Origin of the sequence: Pseudomonas sp. NFPP07 (assembly GCF_900115645.1) — a bacterium.
Classification (GTDB): Bacteria; Pseudomonadota; Gammaproteobacteria; order Pseudomonadales; family Pseudomonadaceae; genus Aquipseudomonas; species Aquipseudomonas chlororaphis.
Genome location: NZ_FOXG01000001.1, coordinates 844,922 through 869,659, shown reverse-complemented (window position 1 = coordinate 869,659; position 24,738 = coordinate 844,922). Strand labels below are relative to the sequence as shown.

General features: G+C 62.7%; 21 protein-coding genes. 11 read left to right on the top strand and 10 right to left on the bottom strand.

What is annotated here, in order from left to right; translation table 11 throughout:
- The 4 genes from BM019_RS04075 (at position 1) to lpxC (ending at position 4,421) form a co-directional block, all read left to right on the top strand.
- Positions 1-867 carry a cell division protein FtsQ/DivIB gene (locus tag BM019_RS04075; protein WP_007922133.1) on the top strand — a complete coding sequence of 289 codons (867 nt, stop codon included), beginning with the start codon at positions 1-3 and terminating at the stop codon, positions 865-867.
- Positions 868-881: 14 nt separating this feature from the next.
- Positions 882-2,141, top strand: a complete 1,260-nt coding sequence (gene ftsA, locus BM019_RS04070; protein ID WP_007922131.1) for a cell division protein FtsA — start codon at positions 882-884, stop codon at positions 2,139-2,141.
- 65 nt (positions 2,142-2,206) lie between these two features.
- A complete protein-coding gene (gene ftsZ, locus BM019_RS04065; protein WP_007922129.1) occupies positions 2,207-3,397 on the top strand; it encodes a cell division protein FtsZ in 1,191 nt (396 codons plus the stop codon).
- A gap of 112 nt (positions 3,398-3,509) precedes the next feature.
- Positions 3,510-4,421: a UDP-3-O-acyl-N-acetylglucosamine deacetylase gene (gene lpxC, locus BM019_RS04060; RefSeq protein ID WP_009045509.1), complete on the top strand. Its 912-nt coding sequence runs from the start codon at positions 3,510-3,512 to the stop codon at positions 4,419-4,421.
- A gap of 136 nt (positions 4,422-4,557) precedes the next feature.
- Here lpxC and BM019_RS04055 read toward each other — a convergent pair whose 3' ends face one another.
- The 7 genes from BM019_RS04055 to BM019_RS04025 all read right to left on the bottom strand — a co-directional run bounded on the left by BM019_RS04055 (position 4,558) and on the right by BM019_RS04025 (position 14,472).
- On the bottom strand, positions 4,558-6,048 hold the full coding sequence (locus BM019_RS04055; protein ID WP_092417679.1) for a diguanylate cyclase: 1,491 nt from the start codon (positions 6,046-6,048) through the stop codon (positions 4,558-4,560).
- A 150-nt stretch (positions 6,049-6,198) separates the two neighbouring features.
- A complete protein-coding gene (locus BM019_RS04050) occupies positions 6,199-7,479 on the bottom strand; it encodes an OprD family porin (protein WP_092417751.1) in 1,281 nt (426 codons plus the stop codon).
- Between the two features lie 231 nt (positions 7,480-7,710).
- Positions 7,711-7,935 carry a hypothetical protein gene (locus tag BM019_RS04045; RefSeq protein ID WP_062824701.1) on the bottom strand — a complete coding sequence of 75 codons (225 nt, stop codon included), beginning with the start codon at positions 7,933-7,935 and terminating at the stop codon, positions 7,711-7,713.
- 234 nt (positions 7,936-8,169) lie between these two features.
- Entirely contained in the window at positions 8,170-9,534 is a 1,365-nt protein-coding gene (locus tag BM019_RS04040; RefSeq protein ID WP_092417678.1) for a heavy metal sensor histidine kinase, read from the bottom strand.
- Positions 9,524-10,201, bottom strand: coding sequence for a heavy metal response regulator transcription factor (locus tag BM019_RS04035; RefSeq protein ID WP_092417677.1), 678 nt, complete (start codon positions 10,199-10,201; stop codon positions 9,524-9,526). The genes BM019_RS04040 and BM019_RS04035 overlap by 11 nt, the downstream gene beginning before the upstream one ends.
- Before the next feature lie 9 nt (positions 10,202-10,210).
- On the bottom strand, positions 10,211-13,306 hold the full coding sequence (locus tag BM019_RS04030; protein WP_092417676.1) for a multidrug efflux RND transporter permease subunit: 3,096 nt from the start codon (positions 13,304-13,306) through the stop codon (positions 10,211-10,213).
- Positions 13,303-14,472 carry an efflux RND transporter periplasmic adaptor subunit gene (locus tag BM019_RS04025; RefSeq protein WP_092417675.1) on the bottom strand — a complete coding sequence of 390 codons (1,170 nt, stop codon included), beginning with the start codon at positions 14,470-14,472 and terminating at the stop codon, positions 13,303-13,305. The genes BM019_RS04030 and BM019_RS04025 overlap by 4 nt, the downstream gene beginning before the upstream one ends.
- A gap of 239 nt (positions 14,473-14,711) precedes the next feature.
- On the opposite strand from BM019_RS04025, the gene BM019_RS04020 reads away from it, so the two are divergent.
- The gene (locus tag BM019_RS04020) at positions 14,712-14,954 is read left to right on the top strand and encodes a hypothetical protein (RefSeq protein WP_092417674.1); all 243 of its coding nucleotides are present in this window, start codon (positions 14,712-14,714) and stop codon (positions 14,952-14,954) included.
- Between the two features lie 161 nt (positions 14,955-15,115).
- Here the strand turns inward: BM019_RS04020 and BM019_RS04015 are convergent, their stop codons facing one another.
- From BM019_RS04015 to norR, 3 genes are all read right to left on the bottom strand, one after another.
- Positions 15,116-15,607 carry a GNAT family N-acetyltransferase gene (locus tag BM019_RS04015; protein ID WP_092417673.1) on the bottom strand — a complete coding sequence of 164 codons (492 nt, stop codon included), beginning with the start codon at positions 15,605-15,607 and terminating at the stop codon, positions 15,116-15,118.
- 3 nt (positions 15,608-15,610) lie between these two features.
- Positions 15,611-16,513, bottom strand: coding sequence for a chemotaxis protein CheV (locus tag BM019_RS04010; RefSeq protein WP_009045497.1), 903 nt, complete (start codon positions 16,511-16,513; stop codon positions 15,611-15,613).
- Positions 16,514-16,742: 229 nt separating this feature from the next.
- A complete protein-coding gene (norR, locus tag BM019_RS04005; protein WP_092417672.1) occupies positions 16,743-18,293 on the bottom strand; it encodes a nitric oxide reductase transcriptional regulator NorR in 1,551 nt (516 codons plus the stop codon).
- A 156-nt stretch (positions 18,294-18,449) separates the two neighbouring features.
- On the opposite strand from norR, the gene hmpA reads away from it, so the two are divergent.
- The 6 genes from hmpA to cyoB all read left to right on the top strand — a co-directional run bounded on the left by hmpA (position 18,450) and on the right by cyoB (position 24,738).
- Complete coding sequence (gene hmpA / locus BM019_RS04000) at positions 18,450-19,631, top strand: NO-inducible flavohemoprotein (protein ID WP_092417671.1); 1,182 nt, start codon at positions 18,450-18,452, stop codon at positions 19,629-19,631.
- 276 nt (positions 19,632-19,907) lie between these two features.
- On the top strand, positions 19,908-20,447 hold the full coding sequence (locus BM019_RS03995) for an ester cyclase (RefSeq protein ID WP_009045494.1): 540 nt from the start codon (positions 19,908-19,910) through the stop codon (positions 20,445-20,447).
- A 24-nt stretch (positions 20,448-20,471) separates the two neighbouring features.
- The gene (locus BM019_RS03990) at positions 20,472-20,981 is read left to right on the top strand and encodes a disulfide bond formation protein B (protein WP_092417670.1); all 510 of its coding nucleotides are present in this window, start codon (positions 20,472-20,474) and stop codon (positions 20,979-20,981) included.
- 289 nt (positions 20,982-21,270) lie between these two features.
- Positions 21,271-21,432 carry a hypothetical protein gene (locus BM019_RS30730; RefSeq protein WP_175510566.1) on the top strand — a complete coding sequence of 54 codons (162 nt, stop codon included), beginning with the start codon at positions 21,271-21,273 and terminating at the stop codon, positions 21,430-21,432.
- Positions 21,433-21,774: 342 nt separating this feature from the next.
- Entirely contained in the window at positions 21,775-22,716 is a 942-nt protein-coding gene (gene cyoA / locus BM019_RS03980; protein ID WP_009045491.1) for a ubiquinol oxidase subunit II, read from the top strand.
- 3 nt (positions 22,717-22,719) lie between these two features.
- Positions 22,720-24,738: a cytochrome o ubiquinol oxidase subunit I gene (cyoB, locus tag BM019_RS03975; RefSeq protein ID WP_009045490.1), complete on the top strand. Its 2,019-nt coding sequence runs from the start codon at positions 22,720-22,722 to the stop codon at positions 24,736-24,738.

Sequence of the window (24,738 nt, the reverse complement as noted above, 5' to 3'; positions counted from 1 at the left end):
ATGCAAGGCGCCCAGCTACGTCATCAGCAACCCGCTCCCGGCCGCAAGCCGGTGCCGCGCGGTGCCAGCCGGATGGTGGCCAAGGAGCCGATGTCGGCGCGCCTGCCGAAAGCCAACTTTGGCGTGCTGAAAAGCCTGATGTGGCCGGTGCTGCTGGTCGCGCTGGGCTTCGGCACTTACGAGGGCGCGCAGCGCCTGTTGCCCTATGCCGACCGGCCGATCACCAAGGTCGCGGTGCAGGGCGACCTGAGTTACATCAGCCAGCAGGCGGTGCAGCAGCGGATCGCGCCCTACGTCGCGGCGAGCTTCTTCACCATCGACCTGGCGAGCATGCGTACCGAGCTGGAACAGATGCCATGGATCGCTCATGCCGAGGTACGGCGTGTGTGGCCGGACCAGGTGGTGATTCGCCTGGAAGAGCAGTTGCCGGTGGCCCGTTGGGGCGACGAGGCGCTGTTGAACAACCAGGGCCAGGCCTTCACCCCGCGTGAACTGGCGAACTACGAGCACTTGCCACAGTTGTTCGGCCCGCAGCGGGCCCAGCAGCAGGTGATGCAGCAGTACCAGGTGTTGAGCCAGATGCTTCGTCCGATGGGTTTCTCCATTGCCCGTCTGGAGTTGCGCGAGCGCGGCAGCTGGTTCCTGACCACGGGGGCCGGCAGCGCCGGTCCTGGTATCGAGTTGTTGCTCGGACGCGATCACCTGGTGGAGAAGATGCGCCGCTTCATTGCCATTTATGAAAAAACGCTGAAAGAACAGATTACGAACATCGCGCGCATCGATCTGCGTTATGCCAACGGCCTGGCCGTCGGCTGGCGGGAACCTGTAGCGCCCACGACGGCCCAACCCGCCGTCGCGAAGAATTAAGAAGAGGCAGGACCATGGCAAACGTGCAAAGCGGCAAAATGATCGTCGGTCTGGATATCGGCACCTCCAAGGTGGTGGCGCTGGTAGGCGAGGTCGCGGCCGATGGCACGCTGGAAATCGTCGGTATCGGCACCCATCCATCGCGCGGCCTGAAGAAGGGCGTGGTGGTGAATATCGAGTCCACCGTTCAATCGATCCAGCGCGCGGTAGAAGAAGCGCAACTGATGGCCGGCTGCCGTATCCACTCGGCGTTCGTCGGCGTGGCGGGCAATCACATTCGCAGCCTGAACTCCCACGGCATCGTGGCGATTCGTGATCGCGAAGTGAGCTCGGCGGACCTGGAGCGGGTACTCGACGCGGCGCAGGCCGTGGCGATTCCGGCCGACCAGCGGGTGCTGCACACCCTGCCGCAGGATTACGTGATCGATAACCAGGAAGGCGTGCGCGAGCCACTGGGCATGTCCGGCGTACGCCTGGAAGCCAAGGTGCACGTGGTGACCTGCGCGGTGAATGCCGCCCAGAACATCGAAAAGTGCGTGCGTCGCTGCGGCCTGGAAATCGACGACATCATTCTCGAACAGCTGGCCTCGGCGTATTCGGTGCTGACCGACGACGAGAAGGAGCTGGGTGTGTGCCTGGTGGATATCGGCGGCGGTACCACCGATATCGCGATCTTCACCGAAGGCGCGATCCGTCATACCGCGGTGATCCCGATTGCCGGCGACCAGGTGACCAACGACATCGCCATGGCGCTGCGTACGCCGACCCAGTACGCCGAAGAAATCAAGATTCGTTATGCCTGCGCCCTGGCCAAGCTGGCCGGTGCCGGCGAAACCATCAAGGTGCCAAGCGTCGGCGACCGTCCGCCGCGCGAGCTGTCTCGCCAGGCCCTGGCCGAAGTGGTCGAGCCGCGTTACGACGAGCTGTTCACCCTGATCCAGGCCGAACTGCGTCGCAGTGGCTACGAAGACCTGATCCCGGCTGGCATCGTGCTGACCGGCGGTACTTCGAAGATGGAAGGCGCGGTCGAACTGGCCGAAGAGATTTTCCACATGCCGGTCCGCCTGGGCGTGCCGCACACCGTCAAAGGCCTGTCCGACGTGGTGCGCAACCCGATCTACTCCACCGGCGTGGGCTTGCTGTTGTACGGGCTGCAGAAGCAGTCCGACGGTATCTCGTTCTCCGGCATCGGTAGCCGGGACAGCTACAGCAGCGACGAACCCAAGGCCGCCTTGCTCGATCGCATCAAGAGCTGGGTGCAGGGCAATTTCTGAAGATTTACCGCAACACCGTTGTAAGCAGTAGGCGAAAAAACTAGAGAAATGAAAGGAGAGGGAAAATGTTCGAACTCGTAGACAACGTCCCCGCAAGTCCGGTAATCAAGGTTATCGGTGTCGGCGGTGGCGGCGGCAACGCCGTCAATCACATGGTCAAGAGCAACATCGAAGGCGTCGAATTCATCTGCGCCAACACTGATGCTCAAGCGCTGAAAAACATCGGCGCGCGGACCATCCTGCAACTGGGTACCGGCGTGACCAAGGGCCTGGGTGCTGGTGCCAATCCTGAAGTCGGCCGTCAAGCCGCCCTGGAAGACCGCGAGCGTATCGCTGAAGTGCTGGCGGGCACCAACATGGTGTTCATCACGACCGGCATGGGCGGTGGTACCGGTACCGGTGCCGCGCCGATCATCGCCGAAGTGGCCAAGGAAATGGGCATCCTCACCGTTGCGGTGGTGACCCGTCCGTTCCCGTTCGAAGGCCGCAAGCGCATGCAGATCGCCGATGAAGGCATCCGCGCGCTGAGCGAAAGCGTCGATTCGTTGATCACCATTCCCAACGAAAAGCTGCTGACCATCCTCGGCAAGGACGCCAGCCTGCTGTCGGCTTTCGCCAAGGCCGACGACGTCCTGGCCGGTGCCGTTCGCGGTATCTCCGACATCATCAAGCGTCCGGGCATGATCAACGTCGACTTCGCCGACGTACGCACCGTGATGAGCGAAATGGGCATGGCGATGATGGGCACTGGCTGTGCCAGTGGTCCTAACCGTGCACGTGAGGCAACCGAAGCGGCGATCCGCAACCCGCTGCTGGAAGACGTGAACCTGCAAGGCGCGCGCGGCATCCTGGTGAATATCACTGCCGGTCCCGACCTGTCCCTGGGCGAGTACTCCGACGTGGGTAGCATCATCGAAGCCTTCGCTTCCGAGCACGCGATGGTCAAGGTCGGTACCGTTATCGATCCGGACATGCGCGACGAGCTGCACGTGACCGTGGTTGCCACGGGTCTGGGCGCGAAAATCGAGAAGCCTGTGAAGGTCATCGACAATACCGTGCAAACCTCCATGGCCGCTGCACAGGCGCCAGCACCTGCCCGTCAGGAGCTGCCGTCGGTCAACTACCGTGATCTGGACCGTCCGACCGTCATGCGCAACCAGGCCCAGGCCAGTGCTGCGACTGCGGCGAAGCTGAATCCGCAAGATGATCTGGACTATCTGGACATCCCGGCTTTCCTGCGTCGCCAGGCCGATTGATGGAATGTATCAGGGGTATTAGGGTGATTGGTGTTCAGCAAAGGTCTGGTCTGCTATTATCGCCAGCCTTTGTTGATACCAGTTCGCAATTTGCGCTGAAGCGGCCCAAGCCATGATTAAACAACGCACCCTGAAGAATATTATCCGTGCCACAGGTGTAGGCCTGCACTCCGGGGAGAAGGTTTACCTGACCCTCAAGCCTGCGCCTGTCGACACCGGCATTGTGTTTTGTCGTGCCGACCTGGACCCTGTGGTGCAGATTCCTGCTCGCGCGGAAAACGTTGGTGAAACCACTATGTCGACCACCCTGGTCAACGGTGACACCAAAGTGGACACGGTGGAGCACTTGCTCTCGGCCATGGCTGGCCTGGGCATCGATAACGCCTACGTCGAGCTCTCCGCGTCCGAAGTCCCGATCATGGATGGCAGCGCTGGACCCTTCGTATTCCTGATTCAATCTGCCGGCCTGGAAGAACAGGACGCAGCCAAGAAGTTCATCCGCATCCTTCGCGAGGTGACAGTGGAAGACGGCGACAAGCGCGCCACTTTCGTGCCTTTCGACGGTTTTAAAGTGAGCTTTGAGATCGATTTCGATCACCCGGTTTTCCGTGACCGCACCCAGAGTGCAAGCGTGGACTTTTCCAGCACTTCGTTCGTAAAAGAAGTCAGCCGCGCCCGTACCTTTGGTTTCATGAGTGATATCGAGTACCTGCGCAAGCACAATCTCGCACTCGGTGGCAGCGTGGAAAACGCCATCGTGGTCGACGCGGATGGTGTACTGAACGAGGACGGCCTTCGCTACGAAGACGAATTCGTGAAGCACAAGATCCTCGACGCAATTGGTGACCTCTACCTGCTGGGCAACAGCCTGATAGGTGAGTTCAAAGGCTTCAAGTCGGGCCATGCACTGAACAACCAGCTTCTGCGCAAGCTCATTGAGCAGAAAGACGCTTGGGAAGTCGTGACCTTCGAAGATGCCAGCACTGCACCGATCTCTTACATGCGTCCGGTTGCGGCCGTGTAAGTAACACTCTCTTTCCTTTAGTTTTTAAAGGCTGCCCTCGGGTGGCCTTTTTTTATGTCCGCAGATTCCTGCGCGGCTGATGAGGTTATCGCGGGCAGCACGGGACCAATAGAAGCGAGGCGTGGCCACGATGGGCTCAGCCCGCCACCACCCGGTTTCGCCCTTCGGCCTTGGCCTGGTACAGCGCCTTGTCGGCCATCGAGCACAACGCTTCCAGGCTGGACTTCGGCGTGCCCGCCCAGGTGCTGAGGCCGATGCTGATGGTGATTGGCGAGGCGCCATCCCGGATCGGCGGCAGGCGCTCGATCGCCAGGCGGATATGCTCGGCGATACGCCGGGCGCCTTCGTTATCGGTCTCCGGCAGGACCACGGCGAACTCTTCGCCGCCGTAGCGCGCGGCCAAATCGCCGGGGCGACGGATATTGTCACTGATCACCCGGGCCACGATGCGCAGGGCTTCATCGCCGAGCGGGTGGCCGTGGCGGTCGTTGAAGGCCTTGAAGTGATCCACGTCCAACATCAGCAGCGACAGGGCGCTGTGGGAGCGTTGCGCGCGTCCCCATTCGCGGGCCAGGGTCTGGTCCAGGCTGCGGCGGTTGTCCAGGCCGGTGAGAGCGTCAGTGGCGGCCAGTTGCGCGAGTTCCTGCTCGGCGCTCTGGCGGCGGCGCAATTCCCGGCAAAGCAGCCAGGTCAGCCACAGCAGGCCCAGGCACAGCGCACCGGTGGCGCCGCCGACCACCAGCGCGGTGCGCTGCCAGGAGGCGAAGACTTCATTGCTGGAGAGCGCCACGATCACGATCAGCGGCAGGTCTCCGACCTGGGAGAAGGTATACAAGCGCGGCTGCTGGGTGCTGGACATGCCTTTGAAGCTGCCGTTCCCCTCGCGCAGGATGCGGATGAAATTGGGCCGTTGGCTGAAGTCCTGGCCGATCAGGTTGTCCGCTCGCGGTGGTTCCTGGGCCAGCAGGATACCGTCGCTACTGATCAGGTTGACCGAGCTGTCGCGGCCGACATTCAGGCTTTTGAACAATTGGCTGAAGTAGTCCAGGCGCATGGTCGCTTCAGCCACGCCGAGGAACTCCCCGTGCTCGCCGGACACGCGCCGGCTGAAACTGATGCGCCAATCCAGCTCGGACGGGCGGGCGCGGAACGGTCGACTGATCAGCATGCCCGGATCAGGGTTATTCACATGGGACTGGAAATACTCCCGATCGGCAAAGTTGCCCTTGCGTGGTTCGACCGAGGCGGAGTCGGCGAGCACGTCGCCGCGCGAGTCGAGCAGCAGGATTTTGCCCTTGTAGGGGGCCGCGGTAGCCCGGTCGAACAGCGCCATATGGCGAATGGTCGGCGATACCTGTTTCAGGTCGTCGCGTTGCGAGGCGCTGATCAGGCCACGCAGGGATATGTCGTACAGCTCGACGTTGCGCAGCACGTCGGCGTCGATCAATTGCACGATGTTGGAGGCCGCGCGGGTGGCGGCCATTTCGGCGCTGCCGCGTTCGCGAATCAGCAAGAAGGTCACGATGCTCAGGATGGAGATGACCATCAGTGAGCTTCCAAGAATCAGCATCCTTTCCGACCGGGTCAAAGTGGTCGTGTTGCGGGGTGTCGCACTACTCACACTCATGGTTCTGACTTCTGCGGTGTGTACGTTTCAGGGGTGTTTCCGGATGAAGCAAGCAGAGTTGCAGAGACCGATCGCGCCTGCGGGCGCATGTATAAATCGCAGACAAAAAAAAGGCCAGCAAAATGATGCTGGCCTTTTGCTTAATCGAGCTTAGAACACATTGAATGGGTAATCGACGATTACCCGGTATTCGTCGGTGTCATTGTCCAGCGCGCCATAACCGTTGCCGCCACGGTTGGTGGCCCACTGCAGGCGGACCGCCAGATCCTTGGCCTGGCCACCCTGTACCACGTACTTGAGGTCGAGGTCGCGTTCCCAGTGCCTGGCGTGCTCGCCGCCGGCGCTGTACCAGTTGGCGTAGCCACGGCTGTGCGGGTCGACCTTGGTCAGGTCCAGCTCGCCGCGCGAGTAGGAGAGCGCCGAAGTCAGGCCCGGCAGGCCGAGGCCGGCGAAGTCGTAGGCGTACTTGAGTTTCCACGAACGCTCGTTGGGGCCGTTGAAATCCGAATACTGCTGGGAATTGTCCAGGTAGATGCTGTCGCCCTGGTTGATGTAGTCGAACGGGGTGTTGCCGTTCACGCGCTGGTAGGCGGCGGTGAGGCTGTGATGGCCAACGCCCAGGGTGAAATGCAGGCTGTAGGTGTTGTTGTCGATGTCGCCCAGCAGCGCGTCGCCGGTGTCCTGGGTGTGATAGAAGTGCAAGCCCGGGTTCAGGGTCACCAGCTCGTTCAGCGCATAGCTGTAGTCGAGGTCGTAGTAGTACTGGTTCCAGATGTCCTTGAGTTCGGCGGCGTACAGGCTGCTGGTCAGCCCGGGCACGCCGCTCCAGGCCACGCCGGCCCAGTTCAGGTGGCGGCTTTCGTCGCCATTCGCCAGTTTGCCGTAGGCCGTGTCGATACGTTGGCGGCCGCTCTGGTTATAGGGCTTGGTGAAGCTGGCCTGGCCGCCTTCGAGCAGCCAGCCGTCGAAGCTGTGGTTGGCCAGGCTGACCCCGCGGAAGGTCTGCGGCAGCATGCGGCTCTGGCCACCGGCGATCACCGGATTGTTGAGAAACAGATCGCCGGCCTTGAGCTCGGTGTCGAAGGCGCGGATTTTCAGGGTGGCGCCAGCGGTGGAAAACGACGTCGGCGCTTTGCCGCTGCCATCGCTGACCGGCAGGATGCTCGAGTTGTCGGTGCCGCCACCGCCATCCAGTTTCAGGCCGAGCATGGCGTTGGCATCGATGCCGAAACCGACCGTGCCCTGGGTATAACCCGACTCGAAAATCCCCAGGAAACCCTGGCCCCACTCGATGTTGTCATCGTTCTGCTGGTGGCGGTTGCGATTCATGTAGTAGTTGCGGGCGTTGAGCTTGAGGCTTGCGCCTGCGACGAAGCCTTCGGGGCTGGCCTCGTCGGTGGCCTGGACACAGGGGGCGATAGTTGCAGCCATTGCAATGAACAACGGGCTGAGAGTGGAAGTGACCTTCACCGGTAAAAAGCTCCTTGGATGAATGATGACAGTTGTTATTGTCGATTCGGGTGTTTCTTGTTCTGGGTGAAGCGAATGAAACAGGCAGTTCTACATGGCAAAAAAAAGCCGCTGTTATCAGCGGCTTTAAGACAACTTACTCCGGGGGGTAGAGCAGAGAAGTTGTCGAGGGAAACGAGTCTGTAGCAGGTGTCAGCTGTCCTTCTGAACGTCCGGCTGGCGTTGTTCCGCCGTGATGTTCTGCGGCTGCTCGCCGTTCTGTTGCTTGGTAGCCAGCGCTTCCTGGGCGTCCTGGAAGGCAGCAGCGCGCGCGGCGTTATGCGCGGCGAAAGTCTGCGATTCTTCGGCCATGGCCATAGGGGCCAAGAACAGGGAGGACAAAACAAACGCGCTGGCAATACCCATACTGTTGGACATTTCTGAAGACCTTCTTGCAGAGCAAGTTCAAATTAGGTGCGACAAAAATATAACTTCAAGGCGGCTGGAAAAAGCGCCGAACAGGATAAGCACTGTTACGCCAAAAGCAATAGTTGACAACGTTTCTGTGGGCGCCAGGCTGGCCGGCGATGCAGGCAATGCGCTGTGTCTGATACACCGCCATCGCGAGCAATCGAGCGTCGACCGGCTGCTCCTACAGAGGAGAGGGAGAGCTCAGATCGGCAAGTAGATGCCGAAGGTGTTCATGCCGTCATCGCTGCGCACGAACACGTCGCCGCCGTGCATCAGGGCGATGGCCTTGACGATCGCCAGCCCCAGGCCGTGGTTGGCGCCGCTGTTGCTGCGGGAGGCGTCGACCCGGTAGAAGCGCTCGAACAGCCGGGGCAGATGCTCGCTGGCGATGGCCTGGCCGGGATTGCTCACGGCGATGGTCACCTGGTGTTCCTGCACATCGATCTGCACCCGGATTACCTGCCCGGGCTCGGTGTGCTGCACGGCGTTGCTCAGCAGGTTGATCAGCGCCCGGCGCAGGTGGGCGATCTCGATCTGTACCTGGGCATCGCCGCGTACCTCGACCTTGACCTGGGCGTCCTCGAGGATGAAGTCCAGGTAGTCCAGGGTGGTGGCCACTTCACTGGCCAGGGAGGTGCTGGTGAGCTTGGTGGCCTTGCTGCCCTGGTCGGCACTGGCCAGGAACAGCATGTCGTTGATGATCGAGCGCAGCCGTTCCAACTCTTCGAGATTGGATTGCAGCACCTCGAAATAATGCTCGGCGGAGCGCCCGCGAGTCAGTGCCACCTGAGTCTGGCCGATCAGGTTGGTCAGGGGCGAGCGCAGTTCGTGGGCGACGTCGGCATTGAAGGATTCCAGGCGCGAATAGGCTTGTTCCACCCGCTCCAGGGTCGAGTTGAACGAGTTGGCGAACTGCGTCAGCTCCGGCGGCAGCGACGACAGCTGCAGGCGTCCGGAAAGCCTCGGCGGGGCCAGGCGCTGGGCCTCTTCGGACAGCCCGATCAAGGGCTTCAGGCCGATGCGCGCCACCCAGTAACCCAGCGCCGAGGCCAGCAGCACGCCGACGATGGCCAGGCTGATCAAGGCAATCAGCAGCTGGTGCTGGGTCTCGTAGAAGGTCTCGGTGTCGATGGCGATCAGAAAGCGCAGCGGCGGGCGCAGCTCCTTGGCCGGCAGCTGGCTGACCAGCACTTTCAGCGGATAGGGATTCCCGGGCAGGGTCAGGTCGCGCATGCCCAGCGGGCCCTGGGCGAAGCGGCGGATCTGCGGGTCGGGGTTGCCGTATTCGTAGGCGGGATCGCCGCTGACCACCCAGAAACGGATGCGCTTGTCTTCTTCGCTGAGCAGCTTGAGCTTGTTGTTGATCTTGGCCCAGTGCTCCGGGTTGCCGAAGCGCGTCAGGGCCGACTCCAGCACGCTGTAGCGCGCGTCCAGCTCGGCCTCGGGCAGCAGGCCCAGGCCCTTGTCCACCTGTTGATAGAGCGCGCCGCCGATCAGCAGGAAGATCAGCAAGGCCACCAGGGTAAACAGCCCGCTCAGGCGCAGGGCAATCGAATTACGAGGCACCGCGGTTCTCCAGCACATACCCCATGCCGCGGATGGTGTGCAGCAGTTTCTGTTCGAACGGCCCGTCGAGCTTGGCCCGCAGGCGCTTGATCGCCACTTCGACGACATTGGCGTCGCTGTCGAAGTTGATGTCCCAGACCATCTCGGCGATCGCGGTTTTCGACAGGATCTCGCCCTGGCGTCGGGCGAGCACGCTGAGCAGCGAGAACTCCTTGGCGGTCAGGTCCAGGCGCGTGCCGGCGCGGCTGGCCTTGCGGCTGATCAGGTCGATCCACAGGTCGGCGATGCTGATCTGCACCGGTTCGTGGCCGCCGCTGCGGCGGGTCAGGGCCTGCAGGCGCGCCACCAGTTCGAGGAAGGAAAAGGGCTTGCCCAGGTAGTCGTCGGCGCCGTCGCGCAGGCCCTTGATACGGTCTTCGACGCGCTCGCGGGCGGTGAGCATGATCACCGGCGTCTGCCTGCGCGCGCGCAGCGCCCGCAGTACACCGAAGCCGTCGAGGCCGGGCAGCATCACGTCGAGCACGATCACCGCGTAGTCGCTTTCCAGCGCCAGGTGCAGGCCCTCGACGCCGTCGCGCGCGAGGTCCACGGTGTAGCCTTGTTCGGTCAGGCCGCGGTGCAGATAGTCCGCGGTTTTCTCTTCGTCTTCGATAATCAGAACGCGCATGACCCCGCCTCAGGATGTGCTTGCCAGCGCTGGCGCTGGTGTGGGCCGATGGAATAGCCGCTCGAGCCACAAGTATATGACCGGAGTGGTGAACAGCGTCAGCGCCTGGCTCACCAGCAGGCCACCGACCACGGCGATCCCCAGCGGCTGGCGCAGCTCGGCGCCGGCGCCATAGCCGAGCATCAGCGGCAAGGCGCCGAGCAGCGCGGCGAGGGTGGTCATGATGATCGGCCGGAAGCGGGTGATACAGGCCTGGTAGATCGCCTCCTGCGGCGACAGCCCGCCCTTGCGCTGGGCTTCGAGGGCGAAGTCGATCATCAGGATGCCGTTTTTCTTGACGATGCCGATCAGCAGCACCAGGCCGATCAGGGCCATGATCGAGAAGTCCTGGCCCAGCAGCCAGAGCATGATCAGCGCGCCGAGGCCGGCCGAGGGCAGGGTGGAGATGATGGTCAGCGGGTGGACGAAGCTCTCGTAGAGCACGCCGAGGATGATGTACACCGCCACCAGCGCCGCGAGGATCAGCCACGGCTGGCTGGCCAGGGAGCTCTGGAAGGCCTGGGCCGCGCCCTGGAAATTGCCGGCGATGGAGGCGGGCATGCCGATCTGGTTTTTCGCCTGCTCGAGCATGATCACCGCGTCGCCCAGGGCCACGCCCGGCGCCAGGTTGAACGACAGGTTGGCGGCCGGGAACATGCCGTCGTGGGCGATGGACAACGGGCCGACGGTGGGCGGGTCGACCTTGGCCAGCGCCGACAGCGGCACCATCTTGCCGCTCAGGGGCGAGCGCAGGTAGAAGTAATTCAGGCTCTCGGCCTTGCCGCGCTGCTGGGCGTCCAGTTCGAGGATCACGTTGTACTGGTTGGTCTCGGTCTGGAACTCGTTGACCTGGCGCTGGCCGAAGGCGTCGTAGAGCGCTTCGTCGACATCGGTGGCGGTCAGGCCGAAACGCGCCGCGGCGCTGCGGTCGATGCTGATATGGGTAATGCTGCCGCCCAGTTGCAGGTCGTTGGACAGGTCGCGAAAGGCCGGGTTGGCCCGCAGTTTTTCCGTCAGGCGCTGGGTCCAGGTATTCAGCGTCGGCCCGTCGTTGCTCTTGAGCACGTACTGGTACTGGCTGCGGCTCGGCCCGGAGCTGAGGTTGATGTCCTGGCCGGCCCGCAGGTACAGGACGATGCCCGGGACCTTGGCCAGCTGCGGGCGAATGCGGTCGATGAACTGGCTGGCGGAGACGTCCCGCTGGCCGCGGTCCTTGAGGGCGATCCAGAAGCGGCCGTTGGCGATGGTCTGGTTGTTGCCGGTGACGCCGACCGAGTGGGAGAAGGTTTCCACCGCCGGGTCGGCGCCGAGGATCTTCGCCAGGGCCAGGTGCTTTGCCACCATGTCCGGGTAGGAAATATCGGCCGCCGCTTCGCTGGTGCCGAGCACGAAGCCGGTGTCCTGGACCGGGAAGAAACCCTTGGGAATGAACACATAGCCGGCGATGGCCAGACCCAGGGTCAGGCCGAACAGGCCGAGCATCAGCCGTTGATGGGCCAGGGCCCGGCGCAGCCCACGCTCGTAGAGCGCCAGCAGGCGTTCGCCGAAACCCGGGCGATCGTGGGGATGATCAGTCGGCGCGCGCATGAACAGCGCCGCCAGGGTCGGCGCCAGGGTCAGCGACACCACCACCGAAATCAGGATGGTCGAGGTGGCGGTCAGGGCGAACTCCTTGAACAGTCGCCCGACCACGCCGCCCATGAACAACAGGGGAATGAATGCGGCGATCAGCGAGAAGCTGATGGACACCACGGTGAAGCCGATTTCGCCGGCGCCCTTGATCGCCGCCTCGCGCATGCCGTCGCCGGCCTCCAGATGGCGATGGATGTTCTCCACCACGACAATCGCGTCGTCGACCACGAAGCCCACCGAGATCACGATGGCCACCAGGGTCAGGTTGTTCAGGCTGAAGCCCATCACGTACATCAGCGCGAAGCTGGCCACCAGCGACACCCCGAGCACGCTGGAGACGATCAGCGTCGCCGACAGCTGGCGCAGGAACAGCGCCATCACCGCCACCACCAGTAGCACCGCAATCAGCAGGGTGATTTCCACTTCATGCAAGGACGCGCGGATGGTCTTGGTGCGGTCCGAGAGCACGGTCACGTCCACCGAGGCCGGCAGCATGGCCTCCAGGCGCGGCAACTCGCCCTGGATGCGGTCCACGGTGTCGACGATGTTGGCCCCCGGCTGGCGGAAGATCACCAGGTTGAGCCCCGGCTGGTCGTTGGACCAGGCCTGCACGTAGGCGTTTTCCGGGCCGCTGATGACCCGGGCGACGTCCTTGAGTTGCGCTGGCGCGCCGTTCTTGTAGGAGACGATCAACTGGCCGTAGTCATCGGGATGGAACAGCTGGTCGTTGGTCGACAGGGTCGAGATGCTCGACTCGCCATACAGCGCGCCCTTGGCCAGGTTGAGGCTGGCCTGCTGCAGGGCGACGCGGATATCGGCCAGGGTCAGGCCAATGGCCGCCAGCCGGTCGGGCGAGGCCTGGACGCGGATCGCCGGGCGTTGCTGGCCGGTGATGTTGATCAGGCCGACGCCGTCGATCTGGCTGATCTGCCGGGCCAGCAGGGTTTCCACGTAGTCGCTCAGTTCAGTGCCGGGCATTTGCGTGGAGCTGATGCTGAGGATCAGCACCGGGCTGTCCGCCGGGTTGACCTTGCGCCAGGTGGGCAGGCTCGGCATGTCGTTGGGTAGCTTGCCCGAGGCGGTGTTGATCGCCGCCTGCACTTCCTGGGCGGCGGTGTCGATGCTCTTGTCGAGGGTGAATTGCAGGGTCAGGTTGGTCGAGCCCAGTGCGCTGCTGGAGGTCATCTGGGTCATGCCGGGGATGGCGCTGAACTGCACCTCCAGCGGCGTGGCCACCGAGGAAGCCATGGTTTCCGGGCTGGCGCCGGGCAACTGCGCGGAGACCTGGATGGTCGGGAATTCGGCTTCCGGCAGCGGCGCTATGGGCAGCCGGGGAAAGGCGATGGCGCCCAGCAGAACCAGGGCGAAGGTCAGCAGCAGGGTGGCGACCGGATGATCGACGCACCAGGCGGAGATCGAGCCGTGGCCCTTCATGGTTGCGGCTCCATGTTCGCGGCCTGGATCTGTTGCGGCGGTTCGCTGAGCACCTCGATGCGTGAGCTGGCCTTGAGCCGAGACTGGCCGTCACTGACCAGCAGGTCGCCGGCCTGCACGCCCGTGATGATGTTCTGGCCGCTGTCCTGATAGACCATCTGCACCGGGACGATTTCCACTTTGTCGTCCTTGACCCGATACACGAAGTGTTTGTCCAGGCCGCGTTGCACCACGCCGGGCGGCACCACCAGAGCGGCTTTTTCCACGGCGGTCTGGATCTTGATGGTCACCAGTTGGCCGGGCCAGAGCTTTTGCCCGGGGTTGCTGAATTCGGCCTTGGCGCGGATGGTCCCGGTGTTGGTGTCGATCTGGTTGTCGATCAGGCTCAGGTGGCCTTCGCCCAGGCGCTCGCCCGTGTCGGAGTCGGTATCGGCGCCCAGGTAGGCGTCCACCGAGGCCGGGTGCTCGGCGGCCAGCAGGCCCTGCAAGGTCGGCAGCATCTGTTGCGGCAAGGAAAACTCGACCGCGATCGGGTCGATCTGGGTCACCGAGAACAGGCCCTGGGTATCGCTGGTGCGCAGGAAGTTGCCTTCGTCGACGGTGCGGATGCCGACGCGGCCGGACACCGGCGAGCGGATCTGGGTATAGGACAGCTGCACCTGCGCCGCATCGATGGCGGCCTGGTTGCCCTGGGCGCTGGCCTTGAGCTGGTTGACCAGCGCTTGCTGCTGGTCGTAGGTCTGCCTGGACACGCCGTCATCCACCGACAGCAGCTTGTAGCGCTTGAGGTTGACCTGGGCCACTTGCAGTTGCGCCTGGTTTTCCGCCAGTTGCGCCCGGGCCTGGTCGAGGCTGGCGCGGATCGAGCGGTCGTCGATGGTCGCCAGCAGGTCGCCGGCCTTGACCAACTGGCCTTCCTTGACCAGCAGCCGGGTGAGGATGCCGTCCACCTGGGGGCGAATCACCACGCTGTGCAGCGACAGCACCGAGCCGATGCCACTGACATGCCGAGGCACATCCTGCTGGGCGACGCTGATCACCCGTACCGGCACGGCGGTCGGCGCCGCCAGCTTGGTGCTGGGCGGCTTGAGCAGGTACCACAGGCCAGCGGTGGCGAGAACGGCGAGCACGCCGGCGAGCACAAGGGTTGTTTTTCGATTACGCATGGACGCCAGCGCCGGGGGGCAAGGGGGGACGGGAAGAGGGCCAGAATCGATGGCCCCTTTATAGCCGGCCGACCCGGTCAGCAACGTGACGCCTGCCTGACAGCGCTGTCAGCAAAGGCCGACCGATGACCTTGGCCTATGCCGGTCGCGGCCGCTCAACGATCCGCAACGCGGGTATACTGCCGGCCTTCGCGGCCCGCTTCCCCGGGCCCGGCCTTTGCTTTTCACCCGGAGCTTCCATGACTACCCCAGCACAACCGCCTGTGTCCGACGCGCCCAGCACCGACCAGGTCGACGACGCCAGCGCGCCTGGCGAAGGCAAGCCGGCGATCGCGCCGTTCAAGTTTCCGTTCAAGCCGTCCGAGTTCGCCCAGGCCAGGAATGCCCAGCAACCCTGGTACAAGAATGGCGCCACCAACGGCCACACCAAGACCCCAGGCGCGGCGCCACCCGGCACCCGTCGCTCGATGGGCAAGCGCTGAGTCCAAGCTTCTGTAGCCGCTGCCGAAGGCTCGGGCCGCGTTCGGACGATCGACCGCGAAGCGGGCGCACGAGCTTAAGATCGCCGAAGGCCTTCGGCCTTATCGCAGCCTGCGGCAGCGGCTACAGGGATTGCAGCAGGTCCTGCGGCAGCGGCTACCGGTTACAGCGGCGTGTGGGGAACCTGCTCGCGGCGGATCACCCGCATGCCGACGCTTGCGTAGAGCTCGCGAGCGCGCTGGTTGTCTTCCAGCACCCGCAGGTCGACAAAGGCTTCGCGGCGCTGACGGAAGACCTCGAAGGCCTGCAGCAGCAAAGCCCGTCCCAGACCCTGGCGGCGGGCCCGCGGATGCACCACCAGATCCTTGATATAGGCACTGGTCCAGCACTGGATCACCCCGACGATGCCCTCGGCATCCTGGGCCACCAGGCACAGTTGCGGGTCGTATTCGGCGTCGCTTTCGAAACGCTGGCGCCAGCTGTCCAGCTCCGGCACGCGCCCGCCGCCGTCCTGGTAGCCAAGATGCATCAGGCCATGCACCGCTGCGGCCAGTTCCGGCCGATAGCTGTCGAGGCTGAAGGCGGCCGGCCAACTGGCGGGCTCCGGTTGCCCGGTCAGGTCGCGGCGCATCAGCAGGCAATAGTCGTCGGCCACGGCTCAGGCGCTCTGGGCGGCGACGTGACGGGCCGCTTCGATCAGGCAGCGGGTCAGGTCCGGCGAGGAAAACTTGGTCAGCACCGCGTTGGCGCCGGCCAGGCGGGCCTTTTCCGCGTTCATGGCGCTGTCCAGCGAGGTATGCAGCAAGACGTAGAGGTGGGCGAAGTCCGGGGTCTCGCGCAGGGTGCGGGTCAGGGCATAACCGTCCATCTCCGACATCTCGATGTCCGAGACGATCAGGTTGATCTCCTGGGCGGTGCCTTGCAGGTCCAGCAGGCAGTCGATGGCCTCCTTGGCGCTGCGCGCGGTGTGGCATTGCAGGCCGAGATTGCGCAGGGTATGCACCGACTGTTGCAGGGCCACCTGGCTGTCGTCGACCACCAGGATCCGCGCATTCCCCAGCAGTTCGGCGTCTTGCATGCTCAGCTCGGTCGGCGCGGTTTCGATCTGCGCCGGAGCGATGCCATGGATGACTTTCTCGATGTCCAGTACCTGCACCAGGGTGCCGTCGACCTGGGTGACCCCAGTGATGTAGGACTTGACCCCACCGGAGCCATAGGGTGGCGGACGGATATCGGTGGTCAGGCAATGCACGATCTTGCTCACCGCCTGCACATGCAGGCCCTGCTTGGAGCGGCTGACGTCGGTGACGATCAGGCAGCCACCCTCCGGGTCTTCCAGCGGCCGTTCGCCGATGGCCCGGCTCAGGTCGATGACTGACAGCGAATTGCCGCGCAGGGTGGCGATGCCTTTCACGTGCGGGTGCGATTCCGGCAGTTTGGTCAGCGGTGGGCAGGGAATGATTTCACTGACTTTGAGCAGGTTGATCGCCATCAGCTTGCCGCTGCGCAAGGTGAACAGCAGAAGCGAAAGAGAGTCTGCGCGGGCTTTGTTGGAAGACATAAAAACCTTCTGTGGAAAAAAGGTGGTTCGCGCCATGGGCCGCGAACCGCTAGCGATAACGGGTTATCGACGCACAAAGGGCTGGCTTTAGCGGCTTTGTCGGTTTGCGGATCAACGCACGCGGTATTGCGACAATTGTAGGAGCGAGCTTGCTCGCGATAGGCCGAAGGCCGTTTGTGAGTTCGCTAGCGCATCGCGAGCAAGCTCGCTCCTACAAGGTTCGCGCTGTTTATTTCAATCCAAGGCGCTTGGCCATGCGCCCCAGGTTGGCCCGGTCCAGGCCCAGCTCGCGGGCGGCGCTGGCCCAGTTGTGCTGATGGCGTTCAAGGCAGGCACTGATCAGCTGGCGCTGGTAGTTTTCGGTGGCCTGCCGTAGATCACCGCTGCCGGGAGTCTCGGCCATGGCTGCCGGGGCGGGCTGGGGCGCGACCGGCGCCGAGGCGTCCGGCAGGTCCAGGTCGGCGGCGCTCAGGCTGAGGATCTTCGGTCGTTCGCGGCAGTTGCCCAGGGCCTTGAGGGCGCTGCGGCCGATCAGGTGTTCCAGCTCACGCACGTTGCCCGGCCAGGCGTAGGCCAGCAGCGCCGCCTGGGCATCGCTGGTCAGGCGCAGGCTGCCCAGGCCCATGCGCGAGCGATTCTGTTCGAGGAAGTAGCCGCTGAGCAGCAGCACATCGCGGCCGCGGTCGCGCAGGGCCGGCACCAGCAGCGGGTAGACGCTGAGGCGGTGATAGAAGTCCGCGCGATAGCGGCCGCTGCGCACTTCTTCGGCCAGGTCGCGGTTGGTGGCGGCGATCAGCCGCACGTCGACCTGATGTTCCTGGTCCGAACCCAGGCGTTGCAGCTGGCCGCTTTGCAGCACGCGCAGCAGCTTGGCCTGCACGGTCAGCGACAACTCGCCCACCTCATCGAGAAACAGCGTGCCGCCATTGGCCAGCTCGAATTTGCCGCGGCGGTCGTTGGTGGCGCCGGTAAAGGCGCCCCGCACATGGCCGAACAGTTCGCTTTCCACCAGGGTATCGGGCAGGGCGGCGCAGTTGAGGCTGATGATCGGTTTGTCGGCCCGGGGCGAGGCGGCGTGGATGGCCTGGGCCACCAGTTCCTTGCCGACCCCGGTTTCGCCGGTGATCAGCACCGTCAGGTCGCTGCCGCCGACCAGGCCGATTTCCTCCAGCAGGCGTTTGTGGGCTTTGCTCTGGCCGATCATCTCGCGGTTCTGGCCGCTGGCCTGGCGATAGACCTCGGCGCGCTGGTGTTCGTCTTCGGCGCGCAGGGCCAGGCGCTCGATGCGCTCGGCGGCGTTGACGGTAGCCGCCGCCAGGCTGGCGAATGCCTGCAGGGCATCCAGTTCGATCGGCTCGAAGCTCTGCGGGTCGAGGGCATCCAGGGTCAGCAGGCCCCAGGGGCGCTCGTCGATAAACAGCGGGCAGCCCATGCAGTCGTGGACCTCCAGGTGTTCGTGCAGGCCATCCACCAGGCCGTCGTAAGGGTCCGGCAAGTCGCTGTCGCTGGCGAAGCGAGTGGGTCCGGGGTGGCTGAGCAGGGCGGCGAAACGCGGGTGTTCGCTGATCTTGAAGCGTCGGCCCAGGGTGTCGGTGCTCAAGCCGTCCACCGCCAATGGCACCAGCCATTCGCCATCCAGGCGCAGCAGCGCGGCGGCGTCGCAGGGCAGCAGGGCGCGCATGGCTTCCAGCAGGCGGCGGTAGCGCTCGCCTTCGGGCAGTTCGCGGGACAGGTCGGAGACCAGGGGCAACAAGGCGGTGAGCAGGGATTTTGCGGTCATAATGACTCCGTATGGTCTTAATGACTATAAATGCGGCTTTGTCGATATGACTACATGTATTTTAAGTAGTTGATTTATATGGATTTTATTATTGGCACGAAAACTGATTGGTAAAGGGCAACCTGCAAGTAGTCAGAAAGCTCAGGAGTTGTACTTATGCTTAGCGTCGAAGATCGTGCCATCATCAAATCCACCGTTCCGTTGCTGGAAAGCGGTGGCGAAGCCCTGATCACCCACTTCTACCGGATGATGCTCTCCGAGTATCCGCAAGTGCGCCCACTGTTCAACCAGGCGCACCAGGCCAGCGGCGACCAGCCACGGGCCCTGGCCAATGGCGTATTGATGTACGCCCGGCACATCGACCAGCTCGACCAGTTGGGCGACCTGGTGGCGAAGATCATCAACAAGCACGTGGCCCTGCAGATCCTGCCGGAGCATTACCCGATCGTCGGCAGCTGCCTGCTGCGCGCCATCTCTGAAGTGCTGGGCGAAGAGATCGCCACGCCGGCGGTGATGAGCGCCTGGGGCGCGGCCTATAACCAGCTGGCGGACATCCTGATCGGCGCCGAAGGCGCGATCTACGACCAGAAGGCCCAGGCTCCGGGCGGCTGGCGTGGTGCGCGGGAGTTCAAGCTGGTCCGCCGCGAGCAGGAGAGCGCGGAAATCACCTCGTTCTATTTCGAGCCTGTGGATAACGGTCCGATTCTCGCCGCCGAACCGGGGCAGTACATCGGCATGCAGCTGTTCCTCGAGGGTGAGGAAATCCGCCGCAACTACTCGCTGTCGGCCCTGTCCGACGCCGGCCAGTACCGCATCAGCGTCAAGCGCGAGGCCGGTGGCCGCGCTTCCAACTACCTGCACGACCAACTGCAGATCGGCGCCAGCATCCAGCTGTTCCCGCCAGCGGGCGAATTCACCCTGGCGGACAGCGACAAGCCGCTGGTGCTGATCAGTGGTGGCGTCGGCATTACCCCGACCCTGCCGATGCTCGAAGCCGCGCTGGCCACCGAGCGTCCGGTGCACTTTATCCACTGCGCGCGCAACGGTGGGGTGCATGCGTTCCGCGATTGGGTCGACGGCCTGGCCGCGCGTCATCCGCAACTCAAGCGCTTCTACTGCTACGCCGAAGACGACGGCGTCAGCCCGGCGGCGGACAAGGTCGGCCTGCTGAGCCAGGAACAACTGGCCGAATGGTTGCCGCAGGAGCGTGACCTGGACGCCTACTTCCTCGGCCCGAAAACCTTCATGGCGGCGATCAAGCGTCACCTCAAGGCCCTGGGCGTACCGGAAAAACAAAGCCGCTACGAGTTCTTCGGCCCGGCCGCGGCGCTGGAGTAACCCCACCGGCCAGCCTCCGCCCGGAGGCTGGCCGCCTGTAGCCGCTGGCGCAGCCTGCGATCGAGCGCGCAGCGCTCGCAATGCTTTCCCCCGAGTATTCAGGCAAACCGCGAGCTCAGGCTTGACGGTCGCTGCGCAACCGATCGCAGGCTGCGCCAGCGGCTACAGGGGCGCACTCGTAAAAATCCTTTAAAGGTTAATCCGTTCTTAACCTGTTTATCGTTAATTCCCCGATGCTGATGATAGGCGCTCGTTCGCACTGATCAGGATCATCCCATGCAACTCCCAGCCATTTCCCGCATCACCCTGGCCGCGACCCTGCTCGCCAGTCCCCTGGTTTTCGCCGAGCCGGCCTTGCTCCAACCGCAGACCCTGATCGTCGATCAGAGCCTGCCCAAGCCCCAGCGTGAAGCCATGGAGCTGGCCGCGCGGCGCTACGGCAGTTTCTGGAACAGCGGCGATGAAAGCCTGGCCAGGGCCGCGCTGGCGGAGAATTTCGTCGATATGACGCCGCCTGCAGGGCGGGTCCAGGGGCCGACGGGGCCGCTACTGGCGTCGCGGTTCTTTCGCACGGCGGTGCCGGACTTGAGCGCGGAAATTGAGCAGATGATCGTGGCCGGGGATCGGGTGGTGCTGCACCTGCATTTTCGCGGGCACTTCAGCGGGACCTTCAATGCACTCAAAGGTCATGGTCAGCGTGTAGACTTCCGGGCAACCGACATTTATCAGATCGCCAATGGCCGGATCACCGCCAATTGGCATATCGAAGACAACCTCAGCCTGATGCAGCAGTTGCAAACGCTGCCATCGGGTTGAGTCACAGACAGAAAGGAATTGAGGATGACTGACGACACACTGCGTTTGGGGCGCGAGCGACGTTTTCTGGTGTTGCTGGGGGTGATCTGCCTGGCGCTGATCGGCGGCGCGCTATACATGCAGGTGGTGCTGGGCGAGGCGCCTTGCCCGTTGTGCATCCTGCAGCGCTACGCGTTTCTGCTGATCGCGATTTTCGCCTTTATCGGCGCGGCCATGCGCAACCGTCGCAGCCTCACCGTGCTGGAAGCGCTGGTGATGCTCAGCGCGCTGTTCGGGGCGGCGGTGGCGGGGCATCACGTCTACACCCAGGCCCATCCCGCAGTCAGCTGCGGCATCGATGTGTTGCAGCCGATCGTCGACAGCCTGCCGCTGGCGACTGTCTTCCCGCTGGGGTTCCAGGTCGATGGCTTCTGCTCCACGCCGTACCCGCCGGTGCTGGGCCTGTCCCTGGCGCAGTGGGCGCTGGTGGCCTTTGTGCTGACCCTGGTGCTGGTGCCGCTGGGCATCATTCGTAACCGTCGCCAGAGCGCCTGACCCGGCGCAAAAAGCCCCGGTCCCGATGTTCGGGGCCGGGGCTTTTTTGCGTGTAGGACAATGTGTGAAGGGCGCGTGATATGGGGCAATCGGATGTGCGACAAAAGTGCGACATGTTGTCACATGGTGGTGTCGCAGCTGTGTTTCAGCGGATGACGTCGAGACGATTTTTCTTGCGCCAGGAGCGAAAAAAGTCTGTCAGTTCGTGTCGGCGCGGTGAACGGCCAGGCAAGCATAGCCTGCTATCTAAATAAATCGATTCAGCCCTCGTTTTACAAGGGGTAGCGCGATGCCATCGGTGGATTTTGCAGGGGTGAAAGACGCCTTTTTCGACCTGGCTGGAAGGCGTTTTTGGGGCTTTTTATTGCGAATGAATCTCGATATGATCGCGACCCGTCGCAATAATCGCCACGCATTGTTGCGCGAGCCGATAAAAATTATTTCGGGATAAGACATGGTTTATAAAACGCTACATATCTACAATCGCCCGCACTGAATTTCCGGCGCTGCTCACCCCTGAGCATACGGCGGCGGTCGAGGGGCGTTGGACGCTCCATGCGACCCCAGGTGTCGGCACCTTCCAAATATCCGCACCAAATGGAATTGGTCTGTAAAAGGCCTTTGACCACGAATTCGAATAAGAACTCACTGCTGGCCCAGGATTTGTCAAACAACGCGTAACGCGTCGGGCAGGCCCTTATTCAATCGAAGAAAAAATGCCAACCCTTGGCACGGTGAAGTGTTGGCGATCAAAACCCAACTGCATGGCGCAAGCTGCTTTAGAGGTCGTGAGATGAGTAAAAACAGGTACCCCCGATTACTAGGCTTTTTGCCGCTGCTTGGCATGATGTTAATGCTGGGAGGCTGCAAGTGGACCTTGCTCGACCCGAAGGGACAGGTCGGTCTGGATGAGCGAAACCTGATCATCACCGCTACCCTGCTGATGCTGCTGGTCGTGATTCCGGTGATCGTGATGACCTTCGCGTTCGCCTGGAAATACCGCGCGTCCAACACCAACGCGACCTACGCGCCCAAGTGGTCGCACTCCACCAAGATCGAAATCGCGGTGTGGCTGGTCCCGATCCTCATCATCATTGCCCTGGGTTATGTGACCTACAAGTCCACCCACGCGCTGGACCCGTATCGTCCGCTGGAATCCGACGTCAAGCCGATCAACATCGAAGTGGTCGCGCTGGACTGGAAGTGGCTGTTCATCTACCCGGACCAGGGTATCGCCACTGTTAACCAAATCCGGTTCCCGGAGCACACTCCGCTGAACTTCAAGATCACCTCCGACGCCGTGATGAACTCGTTCTTCATCCCTGCTCTGGGCGGCCAGATCTACGCGATGGCAGGCATGCAGACCAAGCTGCACCTGATCGCCAACCAGAAAGCTGAAATGGAAGGCATCTCCGCTAACTACAGTGGCGCTGGCTTCACCGGCATGAAATTCAAAGCGATCTCGACGAGCCAGGAAGATTTCGACGCCTGGGTAGCCGAAGTCAAGGCCGCACCTAAACAGCTTGATCAAGCTGAATACGAAGCCCTTGCCAAGCCAAGCCAGAACAACCCTGTCGCGCTGTACTCCTCGTACACGCCGGACCTGTTTCAGAAAATCGTCGACAAGTATGAAGGCATGAAACCAGGCAAGCCGGTCAAGCACGAGAAGAAAGAAGTGGCCGCTGTGGAAGGGACTGACATGAGCTCGCATTCAGCTGCTGGGGCAGAGGAGTAAACGATGTTTGGTAAATTAAGTCTGGACGCGATACCGTTCCACGAGCCGATTGTCATGGTGACCGTTGCCATGATCATCCTCGGTGGTCTGGCGCTTGTCGCGGGTATCACGTACTTCAAGAAATGGTCCTACCTGTGGACCGAATGGCTGACTTCGGTCGACCACAAGAAAATCGGCGTGATGTACATCATCGTCGCCATGGTCATGCTCCTGCGCGGCTTCGCCGACGCGATCATGATGCGTACCCAGCTGGCCATGGCCACCGAGGGTTCGCCGGGCTACCTGCCTCCTGAACACTATGACCAGATCTTCACCGCCCACGGTGTGATCATGATCATCTTCATGGCGATGCCTTTCTTCACCGGCCTGATGAACCTTGCAGTGCCGCTGCAGATCGGCGCGCGTGACGTTGCCTATCCGTTCCTCAACTCCCTGAGCTTCTGGCTGCTGGTTTCCGGCGTCGTGCTGATCAACCTGTCCCTGGGCGTCGGCGAATTCGCCAAGACCGGCTGGGTTGCCTATCCGCCGCTGTCGGGCCTGCAATACAGTCCGGGCGTGGGTGTCGACTACTACATCTGGGCGCTACAGCTATCAGGGCTAGGGACGACGCTGACGGGGGTCAACTTCCTGGCCACCGTGCTGAAAATGCGTACCCCGGGCATGAAGATGATGGACATGCCGATCTTCACCTGGACCTGCACCTGGGCCAACGTGCTGATCGTGGCTTCGTTCCCGATCCTGACCGCTACCCTGGCACTGCTGACCCTCGACCGTTACATGGATTTCCACATTTTCACCAATGAACTTGGTGGCAATCCAATGATGTACGTGAACCTGTTCTGGGCTTGGGGTCACCCTGAGGTGTACATCCTGATCCTGCCGGCGTTCGGTATCTTCTCCGAAGTCATCTCGACCTTCTCGGGCAAGCGCCTGTTCGGCCACCACTCGATGATCTACGCTTCCGGCGCGATCTCGGTACTGGGCTTCATGGTCTGGCTGCACCACTTCTTCACCATGGGCTCGGGGGCCAGCGTCAACGCCTTCTTCGGCCTGGCGACCATGCTGATTTCCATCCCGACGGGGGTGAAGCTGTTCAACTGGCTGTTCACCATCTACCACGGTCGTCTGCGTATCACCAGCCAGGTCCTGTGGACCCTGGGCTTCATGGTGACCTTCGCCATCGGCGGCATGACCGGCGTACTGCTGGCCATCCCGGGTGCTGACTTTGTCCTGCACAACAGCCTGTTCGTGATCGCGCACTTCCATAACGTGATCATCGGTGGTGCCGTGTTCGGCTACATCGCCGGTTTCAGCTTCTACTTCCCGAAAGCGTTCGGCTTCAAGCTGCACGAAGGCTGGGGCAAGGCTGCATTCTGGTTCTGGATCTCGGGCTTCTTCGTCGCGTTCATGCCGCTCTATGCACTGGGCTTCATGGGCATGACCCGTCGTCTGAACGCCACGACCAACCCTGAGTGGGTGCCGTACCTGTACGTCGCCATGTTCGGTGCGGTGATGATCGCCATCGGTATCGCCTGCCAGCTGATCCAGTTGTACGTCAGCGTGCGTGATCGCAAGCAGAACCAGTGTGTTTCCGGCGACCCATGGAATGCCCACACCCTGGAATGGTCGACTTCGTCGCCACCGCCGTTCTACAACTTCGCCGTACTGCCGAAGGCCAATGGCATCGACCCGTTCACCGAAGCCAAGGAAAACGGTACCGCGTACCAGAAGCCTGCTCGCTACGAACCGATCCACATGCCGAACAACACCGCCACCGGCCTGGTGATGGGTGCTCTGTTGACCGTCTTCGGTTTCGCGATGATCTGGCACATCTGGTGGCTGGCGATCGCTAGCCTGGCCGGTACCGTGATCTATTTCGTGATCCACGCGGCTCGCGATGATCAAGGCTACATGGTGCCGGTCGACGTGATCGAACGCATCGAAGCCGAGCAGCACGCTCGCCTGGTAGCCGAGAAGAAGATTCCGGCCAACCGTGTAGAAACCTCGTTGGAACAGGCTTAA